At 66.8% G+C, this 18,514-nt stretch carries 18 protein-coding genes; 10 read left to right on the top strand and 8 right to left on the bottom strand.

Translation table 11 applies throughout. The annotated features are described in order from the left end of the window. Positions 1-150: 150 nt before the first annotated feature. Together AC0VYD_RS02780 and AC0VYD_RS02775 are read right to left on the bottom strand one after the other, a co-directional pair. Positions 151-351, bottom strand: coding sequence for a hypothetical protein (locus AC0VYD_RS02780; protein WP_475478440.1), 201 nt, complete (start codon positions 349-351; stop codon positions 151-153). 31 nt (positions 352-382) lie between these two features. Beyond that, on the bottom strand, positions 383-1,108 hold the full coding sequence (locus tag AC0VYD_RS02775) for an HNH endonuclease (RefSeq protein ID WP_475478439.1): 726 nt from the start codon (positions 1,106-1,108) through the stop codon (positions 383-385). Positions 1,109-1,452: 344 nt separating this feature from the next. On the opposite strand from AC0VYD_RS02775, the gene AC0VYD_RS02770 reads away from it, so the two are divergent. After that, complete coding sequence (locus tag AC0VYD_RS02770) at positions 1,453-2,571, top strand: DNA cytosine methyltransferase (protein WP_475478438.1); 1,119 nt, start codon at positions 1,453-1,455, stop codon at positions 2,569-2,571. Here AC0VYD_RS02770 and AC0VYD_RS02765 read toward each other — a convergent pair. Genes AC0VYD_RS02765 through AC0VYD_RS02755 form a run of 3 tightly spaced genes read right to left on the bottom strand, consistent with a single transcriptional unit; the run spans position 2,527 to position 4,793 of the window. Then, positions 2,527-3,021, bottom strand: a complete 495-nt coding sequence (locus AC0VYD_RS02765) for a very short patch repair endonuclease (RefSeq protein ID WP_475478437.1) — start codon at positions 3,019-3,021, stop codon at positions 2,527-2,529. The two genes, AC0VYD_RS02770 and AC0VYD_RS02765, sit on opposite strands and share 45 nt — an antisense overlap. After that, the gene (locus AC0VYD_RS02760) at positions 3,018-3,965 is read right to left on the bottom strand and encodes a NaeI family type II restriction endonuclease (RefSeq protein ID WP_475478436.1); all 948 of its coding nucleotides are present in this window, start codon (positions 3,963-3,965) and stop codon (positions 3,018-3,020) included. Before AC0VYD_RS02760 ends, AC0VYD_RS02765 begins: the two co-directional genes overlap by 4 nt. 39 nt (positions 3,966-4,004) lie before the next feature. Further along, entirely contained in the window at positions 4,005-4,793 is a 789-nt protein-coding gene (locus AC0VYD_RS02755) for a hypothetical protein (protein ID WP_475478435.1), read from the bottom strand. Positions 4,794-5,058: 265 nt separating this feature from the next. On the opposite strand from AC0VYD_RS02755, the gene AC0VYD_RS02750 reads away from it, so the two are divergent. Both AC0VYD_RS02750 and AC0VYD_RS02745 read left to right on the top strand, forming a co-directional pair. After that, positions 5,059-6,243 carry a restriction endonuclease gene (locus AC0VYD_RS02750; protein ID WP_475478434.1) on the top strand — a complete coding sequence of 395 codons (1,185 nt, stop codon included), beginning with the start codon at positions 5,059-5,061 and terminating at the stop codon, positions 6,241-6,243. Positions 6,244-6,813: 570 nt separating this feature from the next. Then, positions 6,814-7,359, top strand: coding sequence for an NUDIX hydrolase (locus tag AC0VYD_RS02745; protein ID WP_475478433.1), 546 nt, complete (start codon positions 6,814-6,816; stop codon positions 7,357-7,359). Positions 7,360-7,477: 118 nt separating this feature from the next. Here the strand turns inward: AC0VYD_RS02745 and AC0VYD_RS02740 are convergent, their stop codons facing one another. Together AC0VYD_RS02740 and AC0VYD_RS02735 are read right to left on the bottom strand one after the other, a co-directional pair. Further along, positions 7,478-7,660 carry a DUF397 domain-containing protein gene (locus tag AC0VYD_RS02740; protein WP_475478432.1) on the bottom strand — a complete coding sequence of 61 codons (183 nt, stop codon included), beginning with the start codon at positions 7,658-7,660 and terminating at the stop codon, positions 7,478-7,480. Further along, entirely contained in the window at positions 7,647-8,468 is an 822-nt protein-coding gene (locus AC0VYD_RS02735) for a helix-turn-helix domain-containing protein (protein WP_475478431.1), read from the bottom strand. The genes AC0VYD_RS02740 and AC0VYD_RS02735 overlap by 14 nt, the downstream gene beginning before the upstream one ends. Positions 8,469-8,713: 245 nt before the next feature. Here AC0VYD_RS02735 and AC0VYD_RS02730 point away from each other — a divergent pair, with 245 nt between their 5' ends. From AC0VYD_RS02730 to AC0VYD_RS02710, 5 genes are all read left to right on the top strand, one after another. Further along, positions 8,714-9,232 (top strand): ATP-binding protein, encoded by a 519-nt coding sequence (locus AC0VYD_RS02730; RefSeq protein ID WP_475478430.1) that lies wholly within the window; start codon positions 8,714-8,716, stop codon positions 9,230-9,232. A gap of 143 nt (positions 9,233-9,375) precedes the next feature. Then, positions 9,376-9,876, top strand: coding sequence for a hypothetical protein (locus tag AC0VYD_RS02725; RefSeq protein WP_475478429.1), 501 nt, complete (start codon positions 9,376-9,378; stop codon positions 9,874-9,876). Positions 9,877-9,996: 120 nt separating this feature from the next. Continuing rightward, on the top strand, positions 9,997-11,277 hold the full coding sequence (locus AC0VYD_RS02720) for an MFS transporter (protein WP_475478428.1): 1,281 nt from the start codon (positions 9,997-9,999) through the stop codon (positions 11,275-11,277). Between the two features lie 91 nt (positions 11,278-11,368). Then, positions 11,369-12,424: a nitronate monooxygenase gene (locus AC0VYD_RS02715; RefSeq protein WP_475478427.1), complete on the top strand. Its 1,056-nt coding sequence runs from the start codon at positions 11,369-11,371 to the stop codon at positions 12,422-12,424. Between the two features lie 171 nt (positions 12,425-12,595). Beyond that, a complete protein-coding gene (locus AC0VYD_RS02710; RefSeq protein ID WP_475478426.1) occupies positions 12,596-15,118 on the top strand; it encodes a penicillin acylase family protein in 2,523 nt (840 codons plus the stop codon). 82 nt (positions 15,119-15,200) lie between these two features. Here the strand turns inward: AC0VYD_RS02710 and AC0VYD_RS02705 are convergent, their stop codons facing one another. Further along, complete coding sequence (locus tag AC0VYD_RS02705; protein ID WP_475478425.1) at positions 15,201-16,073, bottom strand: oxidoreductase; 873 nt, start codon at positions 16,071-16,073, stop codon at positions 15,201-15,203. 81 nt (positions 16,074-16,154) lie between these two features. Here AC0VYD_RS02705 and AC0VYD_RS02700 point away from each other — a divergent pair, with 81 nt between their 5' ends. Together AC0VYD_RS02700 and AC0VYD_RS02695 are read left to right on the top strand one after the other, a co-directional pair. Further along, the gene (locus tag AC0VYD_RS02700) at positions 16,155-16,745 is read left to right on the top strand and encodes a TetR/AcrR family transcriptional regulator (protein ID WP_475478424.1); all 591 of its coding nucleotides are present in this window, start codon (positions 16,155-16,157) and stop codon (positions 16,743-16,745) included. A gap of 102 nt (positions 16,746-16,847) precedes the next feature. Next, positions 16,848-18,491 (top strand): nucleotidyl transferase AbiEii/AbiGii toxin family protein, encoded by a 1,644-nt coding sequence (locus tag AC0VYD_RS02695; protein WP_475478423.1) that lies wholly within the window; start codon positions 16,848-16,850, stop codon positions 18,489-18,491. The last annotated feature ends 23 nt before the right edge of the window (positions 18,492-18,514 follow it).

The following is an 18,514-nucleotide window of genomic DNA, read 5'->3' as shown; positions in this document are numbered from 1 at the left end:
ACCGTCGGCGAAATCCACCGGCCCGCACACGGGTCCACACGGAAGCGGACCGCCCATGGCGACCACCCCCTCCCCAGGAGAACCCCCGCAACCGCCGAGCAGCGAGGGCGGCAGGTTCACACTCCTCGCCCGGCTCAAAAGGTCCTGCTGTCACTCATCCTTGGCGGCTTGCTTCTCATGAAGATCATCTTTGATGACCGAGTTGAGCAGTGGAAGCGCGCCGCTGAAAGCCGCCCCTGCTGTGAGGATCGCAACGGGCCACGACTCTGCGGCCAAGAGCGTAAGCGCGCCAGCGACAACGCTGACCACACAGCAGCCGAAGAAGATGGTTGCTGCACGTTGGTCAACCATGCCGATGCCTCCGCAGTCCGGTTCCCATGGGTTATCCCTCTCCTTCTGAGCCAAGCATCCGGGCAAGCTCCCGCTGGAGTTCCTCCCGCTCGATCCCGGGAAGCTGCCGGTAGTGCGCCCACACTTGCTCAGTTCTCGACATGGGGCGCCGGTCCAGAGACATCCATGAGAGGAGATTGGTCTTCTCACGCTTCGAGAGCTCTCGCATCTGATCTCGGACATGGTCCGCGGTGAACTGCACAGGAGTGAACTGCCTCGCTGTCTCATTGCACCGGGAACACTCGGTCACAAGGTTCTCCGGGGCTGCACTCGATCCGTAAGCATGTGCGTTGATGTGGCCGAGGGTCAGGCGGGCACGGGTCCCAGGCTCTTCCGGGTACGCCTCACCGGATGAGACGCCGCACCGGACACACCGGTGATGATCACGGTCCATGACCTCACGACGGAGCTTCCCGCTGACTGCTCGCAGGCCGGTCGAACGTTTCCCCGGTTCCCACACATGGGCACCGATGGTCTCCAGAAACAGCTCGTCAGGGCTGAGCGAAGCCATGTCGCGGTACGTCCTGATGACCCACCCAGCTGGTCGGAGGTCGCGCATACGCCGGTCGATCTGCTCAACGCCGGGGATGGCTTCCCGCATGGCTTGTTTACGGAAGCGCTCACCCTCGCCTACCTGCTCATACAGCCAGAGTGCAACACGGATACGCCCTCCCAGCGACTGATCGTTCCAATCGGGGCGCTCTTCATCTATGGGCACGCTCGTTCGAGTCCGTCTCTGTTCTGGGCGGTCTGCCCCTGCCTACCGCTGCTACGGCCTTACCTTCAAGTGAGAGCAGCATAACTTGTCGGCACCTTCGCGGCAAGATCCGGCAAGTTTACGGCAGCCATCGGCATACTTATAGACATCGCTCCGGCCCGCGGAACTGGTCGGACCCCGCCGGTAGACTCGCCCGGTCCGGGGTTCCGCCAGGTCAGTTGTCCACAAGTCCGCGCTGCCGGTAGATCCGCTGCCCAGACCTTGGGAAGATCAGCGGGGGACCGATCGTCGGCCTTCCGCCCAGCACATGAGGTATGTGAGGGCGTGGGCAGGGAGGAAGCTGTATGTCCGGTGAAGGACACACCTACACGTCCGTTGAAATCTGCGCGGGCGCAGGCGGCCAAGCCGTCGGCCTGCACCGCGCGGGATTCGAGCACCGCGCGCTGATCGAGGTCGACCCCCACGCCGTCCAGACCCTGAGGCACAACACTCGCAGGCACGGCTGGAAAAACTGCGAAATCCTCGAGTGGGACCTCACAGACTTCAAGATGGAAGACCTTAAGGAAGTCCTGGGAAGCAAGCGTCTCGACTTGCTGGCCGGCGGTGTCCCCTGCCCTCCCTTCTCCGTTGCCGGAAAACAGTTGGGCGAGGATGACGAACGGGACCTCTTCCCCGTCATGCTCGACATGGTGAAACAGCTCGAACCGCGCGCGGTGATGATCGAGAACGTTCGCGGGCTGCTCGAACCCGAACACAAGTTCCGTGACTACCGGCTCAGGATCCGGTCCCGACTGGCGAGCCTGGGATACCGGGTCCTGGGATGGGACGTCCTGGAAGCGCGCGACTACGGTGTCCCACAGCTTCGTCCGAGGGCCGTCCTGGTGGCGATGCGCGAGCCAGAGGCCTCCCACTTCCTTCCGCCCCGGGCCAGCGGGGAGGTCGTCACCGTGGCCGATGCCCTGGACGAGACCATGCGCATTCGGTTCGGAACGTCTACCAAGGGCCAGAAGCACTACAACAAGTGGCGACAGGCTGCTCTGGAGAAGGGCACGGTAGCTCCGACGCTAGTAGGCGGCTCGAAGAAGCACGGAGGTGCAGACCTAGGACCGACTCGTGCCAAGCGGGCCTGGGCTGAACTCGGAGTGGACGGACACGGGGTGGCTGACCCACACGGCCAGACCAAGGACAAGAAGCGGGACCTGTACAGCGAACGCGGCCCCAAACTGACTGTGGAACAGGCTGCGATCATCCAGGGATTCCCCACCGATTGGGAGTTTCAGGGTCGTAAGACGGCTGCCTACCGACAGGTCGGCAACGCTTTTCCCCCACCTGTGGCCCAGGCCGTAGGCGAAGCCATCATCCGTGCTCTCAAGGCATCGGACAACGGTGCCGAGCGACCGGGAGAACAGGTTGAGGGCCTACTTGAGGTCCTGGCCCCGCGTCAGCTCACTCTTACGGGCTGAAACCGCCGTCTCAACAGCGTTGGCGCATTCGGCCGGGGCCTGGTGCTCCCAGAAGCGCAGCACCAGCCACCCGGCCTCGGCCAGCCAAGCATCAGTGTCCCGGTCCCGGCGCGTGTTCCCACCGATCTTTGCTTCCCAGTAGTCCGGGTTGGTCTTCGGTGGCACGAAGTGTTCCGGACACCCATGCCAGAAACAGCCGTCCACGAACACCGCAACCCTGGTCCGTTTGAAGAGCAGGTCAGCCGTACGACGCATTCCGGGCAACGGTTTGGCGGCAACCCTGTAGCGCAGTCCCGCTGCGTGTACCAGACGGCGAAGCGCGACCTCTGGTTTGGTGTCGCGGCTGCGGTTTCCCCGCATACTGCGCCGGTTCGCTGCCGAGGATGCCCAAGACCCCTCTGGAGCGTGCCAATGACCGTTCTCGTCCGGCTTCTTCGTTGACTCGTTCATACCTTCGGCAGTTGGGGAGCTAGTTCGACTGGATCGGTCTCAGAAGCCCGTACCCACCAGCCGCCATCGATGAACGCCCGGGGCTTTCCCTCATGGGAGCCTTCGTCAGCACGCACCACTCGAGCGGAAACAGATTCGCCTGATCCGGGCACAGGCAAACCGAGCTGAGCAGCGATGGCGCGGTGCCCCCTATACTGCCCGAGGATGATGATGCCCTCCGGACGGAGGTTAGACCGGGAGCCGCCGTTGCCCCGGACCCGCTTCATGTAGTCATCCTGCTGGGCAACCGTGGCCACGACAGCCCGTCGGATAGGGATGCCCTGGGCACGCCGGAACAGCTCGTCGACCTTCTTCGATCCGGATTTGAGTGCGAAGATCGCCTCTACATCATCTGAAGGCAGGTGTAGCAGGGCATTCACCGGTAGCTGAGCGTCTGAGAAGAGCCACCGCACAGATGCTTTCCCCTGCTTGTTCAGAGTGCGCTTGGCATCGCGGTTGCTTCCGCTGTTCAACAAATCCGGATCCGCGCGCACCAGACCGGCCCACCAGCGCGAATGGGCATCACTAGCCCACAGGACGAGACAGAGCTTCCCGACCGCTTCTGGCGGGATCATCCAGGCACCACGGTTCTGCGAGTACTTGCAGTCGACGTCGATGCCGCAGATGCGGTAGTCCAGATCCTCACCCCCAGGGAACTTGAATTCCCTTTGGAGGTTGATCTCGACCAGAGTTCCGAAATGCGTCTTCTCGGTCTTGTAAAGCTGGTCCCATCGGAAGCGTCCTGTGTGTTGGCCGTCAAGCAGCATGTCGAAGGTGCTGCGCAGAGCTGAGGCGAACCGGTGACCGTGCTGATCAAGGTCCAGCAAGTGTTGGAAGACCTGTTCGAGCTCAGAGTCTGCACTGGCAACGCCTGGCTGCTGGTGGGGGGTATCAAAGAGGTGCACGCCACCAAACTAGCGGTGTCCCGCGACAACGAACACCAGTCATGCACTCAACTGCCTCAACTGCTCTGCACACGCTTCGACAGCTCCCTCCTCTGGCAGATGCACCCTCCCCCACAACCGCTGGGTAGGGATCTTGAGCTCTACGAAGCGAAGGTCGGGGCGGTCACGACCGATCAACTTCTCTGCCTGCGGTTTACGCCCTGAGGCGCCGTTCCTGAACGTTCCGTTCTTGATGTACAGAGACACCGAGACGTTCCCCAACCACGTGTCCGTCCGGTACAGGGCATCGGCCAGCGGGTGGAAGCGAACATCCAGTCCCAGTTCGCGGAAGCGGGAAATCACGTAGAGCTCTCGGATGAACGAGTAGTAGAACAGTCCGACCCTCCAGCGCATGGCATTCTTTGCTTGCTCCTCGGTATAACCATCACTGACAGCCTCTTTGATCTTTCCCCAGGCCGGATCATGAAGCATAGGTCGACAGCGATCGAGCGCACTCCACTCACGAAATTCCTCGAATGAGAAAACTTCCCCTCTCTCCTCAAGGAAAAAGTGAAATATATGCGTGAAGGCGAAATCAGGAAACCAGTCCCGAATCATCTTAACTCTATACCCCTGAGCTGGGCGAATATTTCCGATTGCATGCTCTGAGCTGAGTGCAGCAATATCCGATGATCGAACCTTATAGACCACTTCTGTGCGATGCCGCATTACTTCCCGCGCCACATGTGGTCTATCCATGACCCAACCGTCGAACAGCCTCTCTCCAGACCTAGAGCAAGCGAATTTCCGAAGAACTTCATCAGCATCAGTAACAATCGTTTGCTTCATTTACAAACAACCCCATTTCCCCCCATACACCAAATCCTAGTCATACTAGACCAAAAGCACGATTATTCCGCAAACATGCAGGTAGAGCAGGAACGGCAGTCCGCATAGCTCCCCACTGTTCGCACCAGCACACCAGGAAGCTCCAGAAACACGACGGATCCGCACTCTCATATCGAGCTATATCTTGTCTACAGGCCTCCCGTATGACACCAGATCATGACAAGCGCCTTCTAAACATGCGACATCACCCGATAAGGTGCGCTCCATGCCAGTCAACGGTGAGCGTACTTTCCCCTTCTCAGTCCTCTCCGAGAGCGACCTCCTTCTAGACGCTGTCTACAAGGGGGGGACGGCCGGGAACACTGGCGATGACCCCATCGCCCGCCTGGTAAAAGTAGGAAACCAAGGCGGATTCCGGACCATGGGCTCTCCCTGGAAGCAGTCGGTCAATGTGGCTGTCCTCTACAGCTCCGGCCAGGAGCCGGACTGGCCGGACGAGCTCGACGTCCAGACGGGTCGCTTCACCTACTACGGAGACAACCGACGCCCTGGACACGACCTCCACGACACTCCTCGAGGAGGCAATCTCCTCTTGCGGAACACCTTCGAGGCCGCCTCTGGAACTGCCACCGACCGAGGCAGGGTTCCTCCCTTCCTGCTCTTCCAGAAGGCGCACCAAGGGCGGGACGTGCGATTTCGAGGACTCTTGGCGCCAGGCGCTGAGGGCTTGCCCCCGGATGATGAACTCGTCGCGCTATGGAGAAGTACGCGCGGGAAGCGCTTCCAGAACTACCGCGCAATCTTCACAGTCCTTGACACTGCTTCAGTCACCAGGGAATGGATCCACGAGATCTCCACGGGTCTCACAACAGGGCCTCACGCCCCAACCGAATGGCTAGCCTGGGTCAAGGGGCACCAATACCGGCCCCTGATAGCACCAGCAACCGTGAATACACGGAGCAAAGACGAACAGGTTCCCGGTCCTGAAGGCCAAGCCTTCCTCGCAGAGATCACTGAATACTTTCATGGCCGCTGGCACGACTTCGAGGAGTGCGCCGTAGCTCTGTGGCGGATGCAGGCACCTGCCACAGGCCAGTGCGAAGTCACACCACCGCACCGGGATGGAGGGCGTGACGCCATCGGGCAGTACATGCTTGGCCCTGCAGCTGACCCGGTACCCGTCGAATTCGCGCTGGAGGCCAAATGCTACAACCCGTCCACGCCCGTCGGAGTACGAGATGTAGCCCGCCTGATCTCACGGCTCCGAAATCGTGAGTTCGGAGTGTTTGTAACCACTTCTCATTTCCATTCGCAGGCATACAAGGAAATCCGAGACGACCGTCACCCTGTCGTCCTCATATGCGGCAAAGATATTGTCGATCTCCTGAAAGCCCGTGGCTTTAGTTCATCGGAATCGGTTCGACAGTGGCTACAAACTTCATTTCCCTGAGCTGTGGCGCAGGCCAGGAAAATAATTCGATCATGGCTCCTGAGGCGGCAGAAACCAAAGATGCGGAATAGGGTGCCGTTCTCGAGATGGCGTTCGTACCCCGCTCGCATACGTGTGCATCATGGATGCTCCAGCGGGCGAAGCGGGGGTGATGGCCGACACGGTCGTGGCCACGTCGTGGGAGCCTTACCCTGGCAGGTCAGACGGGTAGAGGGTGATCTTGTTCAGCCACTCATGGCCGAGAATGCCGCCATCGAAGACGAACAGCCGTTTATCTCCCTTTGGCTGCTTGGTCGCCCTGTCGATGGCCAGCAGTTGGCCGATCGGCGGGATGCCTCCAGCTCCACCCACACTTCTCGGGTCATGGCCTGGCTGAGGTCTCCTCGTTCTCGATGTAGCCGCCGGGGAGGTCGAGGTGGGCATTGCGCCCTCGTTACCCACCCGAGGTCATCTATGAACAAGGCGTCGGCGAAGGACCCTGCGGGGTCAGTAGCCGTATCCCTTGTTAAAGGGGGCGCTGGAGCCGGGCCAAGTCCTTCCACGCACACCTTGGAACGGTAGTTTCGGGGCATGGAGAGCAGCGAGGACGACCAGGGCCGCTGGGTGGTGCATGGTGAGCGCACCCTGTACGACAACCCGTGGGTACGGCTGGGTAAGGCCGACATCACCACGCCTTCGGGGAGCAGGTTCGAGCACCACACGGTAACCCTGCCGTCGGCTGCGGTGATCGCGATCCTGGACCGGGCCGAAGAACACGTCCTGATGAGCTACCGGCACCGGTTCGTGCCCGACGTGTGGGGATGGGAGCTGCCCGGAGTCCTACTGGATCCCGAGGAGGCTCCGGAGCGGACGGCTGCCCGTGAGGCGCTGGAGGAGACCGGGCACAGAGTCGCCTCGGTGGAGCACGTGGCCACGTTCGAGCCGATGATCGGCACGGTTCGAAGCCCTCACCACGTCTTCGTGGGGCGCGGCGCCGAACTGGTGGCGGATCCGACCGAGTTCGACGAGGGTGTCTACGAGTGGATCCCCCTGACCAAGGTCCGCAGCCTGGTCACCGAGGGGCGGGTACAAAGCTCAGGAACCCTTGTCGCCCTACTCCACCTCCTGGCCTCCTGACAGGAACGAAGGTCCCAGGAGCCGGGTCAGGCGGGCACGTTGGCGAACGGAACCGGATCGCTCGGAGAGTTCGTTAGCGAGCCGCCCCGGCCGCTAGCAGGAAGCCGCCCCGGCCCAGCTACGGTCGGGCCGCCTTGAGGGGGGCGAGGAGCCCGGCCCACTCGATGCTGGGGTAGGCGAGGTGGCCCAGTTCCCTGTTCTGGGTGTCGCGCACCAGCACGGCTCTCCCCTCGGAGACCTCCACACAGTTGTTGTTCACTCCGCTGCTGTAGCTGCTCTTGTGCCACTCACGGCTGCTCATCGAGTTCTCCCTGTACCTGTCGCACCAGTTCATAGCTGTCGCTCGCCGACAGCGCTTCCGACTGGATCGCCCCGAAGAGGGTGGCACAGAAGCGCACCTGGTCCGCGTCATCGATGATCAGATCATCAACCACGTACTCCGCCGTCACGACCGTTGGACGATCGGGGAAGGTGTAGACCTTGAAGGGGCCTGAGAGACCTGGGGGAAGCTTGCAGCGCCGAGGAACGATCTGAAGCCGAAGTGCTCGCCCCTCAGTCATCTCAAGCAGGTGTTCCAGTTGATCCTTCATCGTGGCCTGGCTGCCGAGAACCCGTCGGATCACGCCTTCGTCCAGCACCATCCACAATAGCGGCCGATCAGCTCCCAGCAGGATCTGCTGGCGTTTCATACGCGATGCCACCAAGCGGTTCAGGGTCTCCTCCGTGGCGAACGGCTGCATCGCGCGATACGTGGCCCTGGCATAGTCAGGTGTCTGTGCCAAGCCAGGGACCAAGATCGTGTGGTACTCGCGGATTTCTGCTGCTGACCGCTCAAAATCCACGGCGGTCTGTGTGCCTGCTGGATAGATGCTCTCGCCGTTGGCCCTGGTCCAGGCTCGTTCGAAGACACCGGACGTCCCGAAGAGCTCATCGAGCACCTTGCACTCTTTGAGTTGTGGAGCGTAGATGGCTAGCTCCCAGTAGGAGACCAGGGATGACGAGCAGCTCAGCTTCTCTGCGAGCCTTCCCTGCGTCCACCCCTTGGATTTTCGGAGTTTTCGCAGTTCAGATGCGATCTTTTGATACGAGGGATTGGGCTTCCTGGACATGCCGCTCCAGCGAAATCAAGCAGATTCAACTCTCTTCCAACAGTGTGCCACGCACAACCAGCCTCCGCGAGAGTTCGTGAGAAACAAATGGCACAGGTGGAATTCCGTTCGCTGGCACCGGCAGTGTTGTCGCAGTCCACCTCTTGAGCCCGTGAATCATTTCATCTCAAGAGCTAAGGATTCGGACATTTAAATCAAAGTGGAAAAGTGACATCGGCGCAGCGATTGCGAAGTGGAGGCACCGAATGAGCGGATACGAGATCCCACGGCCGAGGTGCGGTCAGGACGAGAACCGTCGGGTGGTGGGCGGGGTTCCGATGCGGGCGAGGGACCGTTGGCGCGGGGAGGCCACGGGCTACTTCGACGGGAGGCCGGAACAGGTCGCACGCATCCGCGCCTGGTGCCGGAAGGCCACCGGGTTCGACGAGGACCGGGCCGCTCCGGTCGTACTCGTCGCCAGCGAGCTGGTCACCAACGCGGTCAGGCACACGGCCTCCGGAGGTCGATGCGGGCGGGTCAGGATCACCCTGGAGGTCATGCCCGGCGACTTCGTCCTGATGAGGGTGACCGACGACGGGCCCCGCGCTGGACGACCGTCCACCTACCCCCGTGTCCGCGACTACTCCGGGGAGCTGAGCGTCAGCGGGTACGGCCTGACCGTGGTCACTGCGCTCTCGAAGAAATGGTGGTGGACCAACCACCCCAACGGTCCCCTGACGGTGTGGGCGTTCATCGATCCCCAGAGCGACCTCGACGATGCCTGAACCCCCGAGCGCCGAATCGGCGGGAAGCGCAGCTCTGAGGGGCCATTGACACCCGCCCGAACAGCACACACGAAGATGCCCCAGCCGGTGTTAGGAGCACCGGGCCGGGGCGCGACAACCACCTGAAAGAGCAGGAGGCCATCATGCATCAGCCTAGCGGGCGACACCGCAGGCCACGTCGGACCCTGGTCGGCCATGCCTGGTCCGTCACCGCCGCACTACTGGCGGCGGCCCTGGCGTTCGTGTTCGTCCCCCAGACACCCAGGTGGGAGCGGACCGCGCTTCCCCCGGCGCCCCACCGCCCCCGGCTGCCCGCCGCGCCTGTCTCACCCGAGCCGACGCCGACACTGACGCGCCTCGCGCGCGAACCCGGCGTCTTCCCCGGCCATCGGCTGTCGGAGACATCCGCACGCTGGGCGAACGGCTACCGCGATACCGGACCGGAAGAGGACGCGGGCCCGCTGGCCCGCCCCTACATGCCCCCACCGCCCGAACCACGACCGCTGGTTCCCCTCCCCCGGGTACCCGAAGGCGACCTGCTGGCCAACCCGTCGCAGGATCCGCCACACCCCGTGTCAGAGGACCCGGACAATCTGAACGACCTCGCTGCGGTGATCCGCACCTACCTCGCCACCGTCGGCTGAACGGAGGAGCGGGAGCCGGGAAGCCACCGGGAAAACACGTGGAGTGACGGGGTCGGGCGCTGTTACCGTCGGCAAAATCCCACCGGCCCGCACACGGGTCCACACGGAAGCGGACCGCCCATGGCGACCACCCCCTCCCCAGGAGAACCCCCGCAACCGCCGAGCAGCGAGGGCGGCAGGTTCACACTCCTCGCCCGGCTCAGCCTCTACACGACGGTCCACACCCTGGCCGACTTCGCGTTCGGCGCCGTCTTCGTCACGGTGATCATCGCGCGCGGCGCCGACCCGTGGGCCGTGGGCGCGACACTCGCCGCGGGCCACCTCCTCGGCCTGCTCATGGAGGCGCCCAGCGGAGCCATGGGCGACCGGTACGGGCACCGCCGCCTGCTGACGGTCGGCCTGGCGGTGTGGGGGACGGGTCTGGTGGTCCTCGGTACCGCCGAAGGGCTCGCGCTGACCGTGGTGGGCGTGTGCCTGGGCAACGTCGGGGCGTCCCTGAAGTCCGGCACCCTCATCGCGATCCTGGTCAACCGGGTCGGCGACCGCGACCGAAGCCGGCGGATCGCGCGGATCGTGCGGGTCGGCGCGGTGTCCGCCAGAACGGGCTCGGTGCTGGGCGCGGCCTCGGTGATGGTGGCGGGGACGTGGCTGCCGGCCGAGGCGATGATCGCCCTGGGGGGTGTGCTGATCCTGCTGCTGGCGGCGCTGGCCCCCTGGTGCTTCCCCGCCACCCCCGGCCAGCCGGACCGGCGGATCGGGGCGATCGTCCTCGAGTCGGTGCTCCTGGTGGCGTCCCGGCGCTTCGTCCCCCAGGTGGCCCTGGCGCTCTCCCTGATGGTGGCCACGATGCTGCTCGTCGTGGCCTGGCAGCCGATGCTGCTGGCCGAGTACGGCGGCGGGGACGTGCGCCTGAACGGCCTGGTGCTCCTGCTGATGAGCCTGTCCCTGACCGCGGGGGCGGCCTGTGCGCGCTGGGTGGACCGGGGCCGCCCGCACCTGTGGGGGCCGCTGGTCTCGACGGGGATCGGGCTGCCCCTGGTCCTGGCCGCGTACGGGGTGGTCCCGCTGGTCGCCGGTCTGGTGGTCGCGGAGTTCCTGATCGGTCTGGGCGGTGTGCTGTCCGGGGTGTGGAGCCAGCTGATGTTCACCGACGCCAACCGGAACACCATGTTCTCGGCGATGACGGTGGCGACCCTGGTCGGGAGCGTCGCCACGACCGGTTCCTTCGGCTGGCTGTGGGAGCTGTGGGGGATCCCGTTCGCCGTGTCCGCGCTGGCCGTGGTGGCCCTCGTGCTGGCGGTGGCCGCCATGGTCCTCACCCGGCTCTTCCCGGAGTCCGCGGACTTCACCTGGGCCGTACGGCGGAACAACGCCCGGGAGGACGCCGGGGAGGGCCACTGAACCGGCCCGGTCCGGGGAGGGTCCGGCCCCGGCTGTTAGCCTGCGGCCCAAGTGCGGCGGGAACCGCTGACGTGGGGGGAAGCGAGAGACCATGAACCTGCCCGAACTCCTGAGGGCGCGTCCGATCCTCCAGGCTCCGATGGCCGGGGGTACGTCCGCGCCCGCTCTGGTGCACGCGGTGAGCGGGGCGGGCGGCCTGGGGTCGCTCGCCGCCGGGTACCTGTCCGCCGAAGCGCTGGGCGAGCAGATCGACAGTGTCCGGAGCCTGGGGACGGACGTGTTCGGCGTGAACGTGTTCGTTCCCTCCGGTGCCCCCGCACCCGAGCCGGTGCTCGCCGACTACCGGTCCGAGCTGGCCGGGGACGCCCGCCGCCACGGGACGGAGGTCGGCCCGGCCAGGCATGACGACGACTCCTGGGACGCCAAGGTCGACCTGCTGGCCTCCGCGGCCGTTCCGCTCGTGAGCTTCACCTTCGGCTGCCCGTCCGCGGGGGTCCTGGAACGTCTGCGGGAGGCGGGGTCGGCGACGGTCGTCACCGTCACCACCGTCGACGAGGCCCGCACCGCCGTGTCCCGGGGCGCCGACGGAGTGTGCGTCCAGGGCGTGGAGGCCGGAGGGCACCGCGCCACCTTCGACCCCGCCAACGGTGACGACCGCCCCCTCCTGGAACTGCTGCCCGAGGTCGTGCGCGCCGTCGATGTGCCGGTGATCGCGGCCGGCGGCATCATGACCGGCGCGGACGCGGCCGCCGCCCTGGCGGCCGGTGCCGTCGCCGTCCAGCTCGGCACGGCCTTCCTGCGCTGTCCGGAGAGCGGCGCGCAGCCCCCGCACAAGGCCGCGCTGGCCGACCCCGCCTTCACCGGGACCGCTCTGACCCGGGCGTTCACCGGACGTCCGGCGCGCGGCCTGACCAACCGCTTCATGCGTGAACACCCCGGGGCCCCCGCCGCCTACCCCGAGGTGCACCACATGACCAGGCCGCTGCGGGCTGCCGCGGCCCGGGACGCCGACCCCGAGGGCATGGCCCTGTGGGCGGGCACCGGTTTCCGGCAGGCTCGGGAACTGCCCGCCGCCGAGCTGGTCGCCCGGTTGTACGCCGAGGCCGCCGAGGCGGGCGCCCGGTTCCGGGACTCCCCGCGCACCTGACGGCCCGTCTCGCGGAGGTTCCCGGCGGGGCCCGGCCCCCCGCCCTCGGACCCCGCCGAGCCCCCGACCAGGCTCGTCAGCCCGCAAAGCAGGACCTACCAGTTGGTAACAATTCGGAACGCCGGTCCTGAGACCTAGAGCACGTGAGGCAGGACACCTTATGGTTCCGCCATGGGTGTATTGCGGAAGCGTGTCCTTTTTCGTGTCTTTTTGGGGCTTGTCGCCACTGTTGCGTCTCTTGCTCTGATCGCGTCTTTGCTTGGTGTCTGGGCGGTTCGACGATCGTTCCCGACGACCTCCGGAGAACTGTCCCTGCCCGAGCTCGGCGCACCGGTGACCGTGCTCCGGGACGAGTGGGGCGTGGCGCACGTGTACTCGGACGACGCCGAGGACCTCTTCGTGGCGCAGGGGTTCACCCACGCGCAGGACCGCTTCTGGGAGATGGACTTCCGCCGCCACGTCACGGCGGGCCGCACGGCCGAGCTCTTCGGACCGGACCAGGTGGAGACCGACGTCTACCTGCGCACCATGGGCTGGCGCCGGGTCGCCGAGCAGGAGTACGACCTCCTCGAGGAGGACACCCGGCGCTACCTGGACGCCTACGCGGCCGGGGTGAACGCCTGGATCGACGACAACGAGGGCCTGGAGGCCGGCCTGGAGTACGGGCTCCTCGGTGTCACCGCGGACGACTACACCGTCGAGCCCTGGACGCCCACCGACAGTCTCGCCTGGCTCAAGGCCATGGCCTGGGACCTGGGCGGCAACCTCCAGGCGGAGACCGAACGCGCCCAGCTGCTCGCCGCGGGCCTCGACGAGGACATGATCGAGGACCTCTACCCGGCCTATCCGACCGAGCGGCACGCCCCCATCACCGACACCGACGAGCACCGGGGGTCCGCCCCCGAGGCCGACCTGGGCCGCGCCCCCGAACTGCCCGAGGAGGCCCTCGCGGCGGTCGAGGGGCTCTCCGGGATCCACGCGGCCGTACCCGACCTCCTCGGCCCGTCCACCAGCCCCGACCTGGGCTCCAACTCCTGGGTCGTCTCCGGTGAGCACACCGGAACCGGCGCCCCCCTGCTGACCAACGACCCCCACCTGGGCGCGTCGATGCCCTCCACCTGGTACCAGATGGGGCTGCACTGCACGGAGCTCACCGAGGAGTGCCCGTTCGACGTGAGCGGGTTCAGCTTCTCCGGCCTGCCCGGCGTGGTCATCGGCCAGAACGAGTCCATCGCCTGGGGCTTCACCAACCTCAACCCCGACGTGATGGACCTCTACCTGGAACAGGTCGAGGGCGACCACTACGTGGTGGACGGCGAGGAGCGCCCGTTGGAGATCGTCGAGGAGACCATCGCGGTCTCCGGCGGCGAGGACGTCGAGCTGACCGTCCGCTCCACCCACCGCGGCCCGATCCTGTCGACCACCGAGGCCGGCGCCGACCTGCGCGAGATCGGCGAGAACCCGGACGGGGGCGACGACGCCCCCTACGAGGTGTCCCTGCGGTGGACCGCGCTCCAGCCGGGCACCGTGGCCGACGGCCTCTTCGCCATGAACCGGTCCCGGGACTGGGACGGCTTCCGCGAGGCGGCGAGCAAGTTCGACGTCCCGGCGCAGAACCTCGTCTACGCGGACAACGAGGGCAACATCGGCTACCAGGCACCCGGTCTGGTCCCGGTCCGCGGCAAGGGCGACGGCCGCTGGCCCGCCCCCGGATGGGTCTCGGACTACGACTGGGAGGAGGAGTACATCCCCTTCGACGAACTCCCCAGCGTGCTCAACCCCGAGTCCGGGGTGATCGTCACCGCCAACCAGTCGGCCGTGGACGAGGACTACGAGCACTTCCTGACCGCGGACTGGGACTACGGGTACCGGAGCCAGCGCATCAACGACCTGCTCGACGAGGCGATCGCGGACGGGCCGGTGGACGTGGAGGACATGGAACGCGTCCTCATGGACTCCCACCACGGTGCGGCCGAGGAGATCACCCCCCACCTGCTGGACGTGGAGGTCGACGGCGCCGTCGCCGAGGCCCAGGCCCTGCTGGCGGACTGGGACCGCTTCAACGAACCGGACTCCGCCGGAGCCGCCTTCTACAACGCCACCTGGCGCCACCTGCTGCCGCTGCTCTTCGACGAGCTCGGCGAACTCGACATGAGCAGCAGTTCGCGCGGCATGTACGTGGTGACCCGGCTGTTGGAGGACCCCGACTCCGCCTGGTGGGAGGGGAACGGGGCCGACGGCCGGGACGAGGTGCTCGCCGCGGCCATGGAGGAGGCGACGGCCGAGCTCACGGAGCTGCTCGGCGACACCCCGGCCGACTGGCGCTGGGGCGACCTGCACACCCTCACCGCGACCCACGAATCGTTCGGGACCTCGGGGATCGGCCCGGTGGAGTGGCTGTTCAACCGCGGCCCGGTCGAGAGCTCCGGTGGTTCGAGCATCGTGAACGCCACGGGTTGGAACGCGGCCGAGGGGTACGGGATCACCGCGGTGCCGTCCATGCGCATGATCGTGGACCTGGCCGACCGGGACTCCTCCAGGTGGATCCACCTGACCGGCAACTCCGGCCACGCCTTCCACCCCAACTACGACGACCAGTTGGAGCTGTGGGCGCGGGGCGAGACCCTGCCCTGGGCGGTGACCGAGGAGGCGGTCCGGGAGGCCGGCACGGACGAGCTCACCCTCGTCCCCTGACCACCGGCCCGGCCCGGTGAACGGCTCCGGAGGCGGCCCCGCCGCCCCCGGGGCCGTTTCTCCGTTTCCGGGGCCGCCCCGATCACAGCGGGAACGAGGTGCCGGTCATCTCCTCGGACAGGTCCCACAGCCGTCGGGCCGCCGCGGGGTCCTGCGCGGCGGCGCTCCTGCTGGAGGGGCCGGGGGCGCCGTTCACGAACAGCCCGGTGGGACCGGCGAAGGCGGTCCCTGGGACGTCCTGGGTGGCGGCGTAGACCGTGGGCAGGGCCCCGGCGGCGGCGCTCTGCGCGAGGACCCGGTTGCTGATCCGCATCAGCCGGTCCAGGAACGGCTTGCCGCTGCGGCTCTGGAGGTTGGTGGCGGCGTAGCCGGGGTGCGCGGCGGTGGCCAGCACCTGCGAGCCGACCTCGTCCAGCCTGCGCTGGAGCTCCAGGGTGAACAGCAGGTTGGCCAGTTTGGACTGCCCGTAGGCCCGGTAGGGGGTGTAGCGGCCCTCCAGGTTGACGTCCGCGAAGTGGATGCCGCGGACCGACCTGTGCAGCCCGGAGGAGACGGTGACGACCCGCCCGGTGACGTGTTCGAGGAGGAGGTTGGTGAGGGCGAAGTGGCCCAGGTGGTTGACGCCGAACTGGGTCTCGAAGCCGTCCCTGGTCCGGGACTCCGGGATCGCCATGAGGCCGGCGTTGTTGATCAGCAGGTGGAGGTCGCCCTTCCACCCGTCGGCGAACTCACGGACGGAGGCCAGGTCGGCCAGGTCCAGGCGGCGGACCTCGGTCTCCCCCCGGATCTGCCGGGCGGCCTCCTCGCCCCTGCCGGTGTCGCGGACGGCCAGGACCACGCGGGCGCCGCGTCCGGCCAGGACCTTGGCGGTCTCCAGGCCCAGGCCGCTGTTGGCTCCGGTGACGACGGCGGTTGTGCCGGTCAGGTCGGGCAGGCTGACGTTGTTTTCACTCATGGGGCCAAAGTAGGGGCATCCGCGCGAAGTTGTCAATGACAACAATGATGTCAACGTAAACATCGGTCTATGCTGGCCGGTATGGCTGACCGTCGCTACCACCACGGAGACCTCCGCGCCGCCCTGCTGGACAGCGCCGAGCGCACCCTCTCCGAACGCGGCCCCTCCGCGCTGTCCCTCCGCGAACTCGCCCGTGAGGCGGGTGTCAGCCACGCGGCCCCGGGCCGCCACTTCAAGGACAAGCAGGCCCTGCTCGACGCCCTGGCACTGAGCGGTTTCCAGCGTTTGCGGGCAGTGCTGGACACGGCCGGGAAGGGCACGCCGGACACAGCGGCGTACCTGTTGGCCCTGGCCCGCGCCTACACGGACTTCGCGCTGTCCAACGCCGCCCTGCTGGACCTGATGTACGCGCGCAAGCACGACAGCGACATCTCCGACCAGCTCGCCGAGGCCGTCGGCGACATGCTCGACGTCGTCCTGTCCGCCATCGCCGAGGGCCAGCGCACCGGGGAGATCACCGCGGGCGACCCCGACGCCATCGCCTTCACCGTGGCGTCGACCCTGCACGGCTTCGCCTCGTTCAGCGCCAACAACACCGTCGAGGACGTCGACGAGAGCCTGCGGGAGGTCGTCCGCCTCCTGATGACCGGCCTCAGCCCGCGCACCGACTGAAGTCCCCCGCACCCCTGCGATCCCGGCACGCCCCGAAACCGGGGTGCGCCGTCCACACCGGAGGCCGTAAACTCCCAGACCCCTCCAAGAGAAGAAGAATCCATGGAATTCGCCGGTGACTTCGAGACCCACCTGACCCTGCGCGCGCAGAGTGAGGCCGACATCGCGTCCGCCGCCGACTGGGCGGCCGAGCAGGGGCTCAAGTTCACGCACATCGAACTCGACCGGGGGGACAGCCCCTCGCAGCCGATGGTCACCTACCACGGCCACGGCACACTCAGCGGACAGCACGCGCTCGCCAGGAGCTGGGGCGAACGGCTGGCCGAGGGCGGGTTCGAGGTCGCGAGGGTCAAGTTCGAGGTCTCCCCGCACAACGCGGACGTACCGAACGACCGCCAGGAGGCGCTCGCGCTCGGACCGGGCCGTTACTTCGAGACCCACCTCAAACTCCTGCTGCCCGCCGACGCCGACCTCGGCGAACTCTCCCGGCTGGTCGCGCCGCACCGGGCCCGGCTGTCCCGCAACGCCCGGCGCACCCGCCAGGACGGGCGCCAGGAACGGTTCGTCACCCAGCGCTGTTCCGGCGTGGACAAGCACACCGCCTACGAGCTGTACTTCTCCCTGCTGAAGGAGCTGCGGGCGTACGGGCTGGGAACTGCCTTCAGCGGAGAGAACGGGGTGATCGGCCTCGAGCGGGAGTTCGTCGTGTACGACAGCGCCCTCGAACTGGACGCGGGGTGGCTGGACGAGGCCCCGGTGGAGTTCCCGCCCCGCCCCCGCCACCCCTGGTACGAGCCGGGTTACCCGTCCACCTACCTGCCGGTCACCGCCGGACCGCACGCCACCCAGGAGCAGGTGTTCGACCCGGCCCTGAAACACTTCAGCCACGCCTTCCGGCCCAGCGAACCGACCTTCGCCGACGCGGCGCTCGCCGAACGCTGGTGGGAGGCCAACCGGCTGGCCATGGAGCACGTCCTGCGCGCGGTCTCCGGCACCGAATGGGCGGACGGCCTGGTCCTGCGCGGCAGCGCGGCCATGCCCCTGTGGGTCGGGGACCGGGCCCGCCGGGCCCGCGACCTGGACTTCGTCACCCTGCCGGAGACGAGGTCGGCCGAACACCACGACTCGGTACGGATGCTCGACGACCTGGTGACGGCGGTCGGGGAGGCCGAACCCCCCGCGGGGCTGGTGTTCGACGTGGCGCACACCCGCCGGGAGAGCATCTGGACCTACGAGCGCGCCTCGGGACGACGGCTCGTCATCCCCTGGGTGCACGGGATCCCCTGGGTGCACGGGACCGGCCCGCAGGCGGCCCTGCCGCCGGGCGCGGTCCAGATCGACGTGGTCTTCCAGGAGCCCCTGCCCGAACCCCCTCGGGCCACCGTGCTCGGGGACGTCCCCGTGCTGGCCGCGGGCCCCGAACTGTCGTTGGCGTGGAAGGTGCTGTGGTTGTGCACCGACATGTACCCCCAGGGCAAGGACCTCTACGACGCCGTCCTGCTCGCCGAGGCCCACCCGCTCCCGCACGAGCTGCTCATGCGGGTGCTCCGCCCGGAGATGGGCGCGGAGGCCGACCTGGTGGACGAGGCCTACCTGCGCCGACAGGGGTGCTGCGACCCGCAGGAGTGGACGCACTTCGTCCGTGACTGCCCGTGGGTGGAGGGCGGCCTCAACGACTGGCTGGACCGTTTCGAGGCCGCCCTCGCCCCCGTCTTCCACCGGGCGCCCCGGGCACCGCAGGCTTAGGGCGCGGCCCGCCGGGCCGCAGG

The sequence above is a fragment of the Nocardiopsis sp. iso_40 genome (assembly GCF_056173285.1).
Note: the sequence above shows the minus strand (reverse complement) of the source record. Positions and strands in the feature narration are given on the sequence as shown.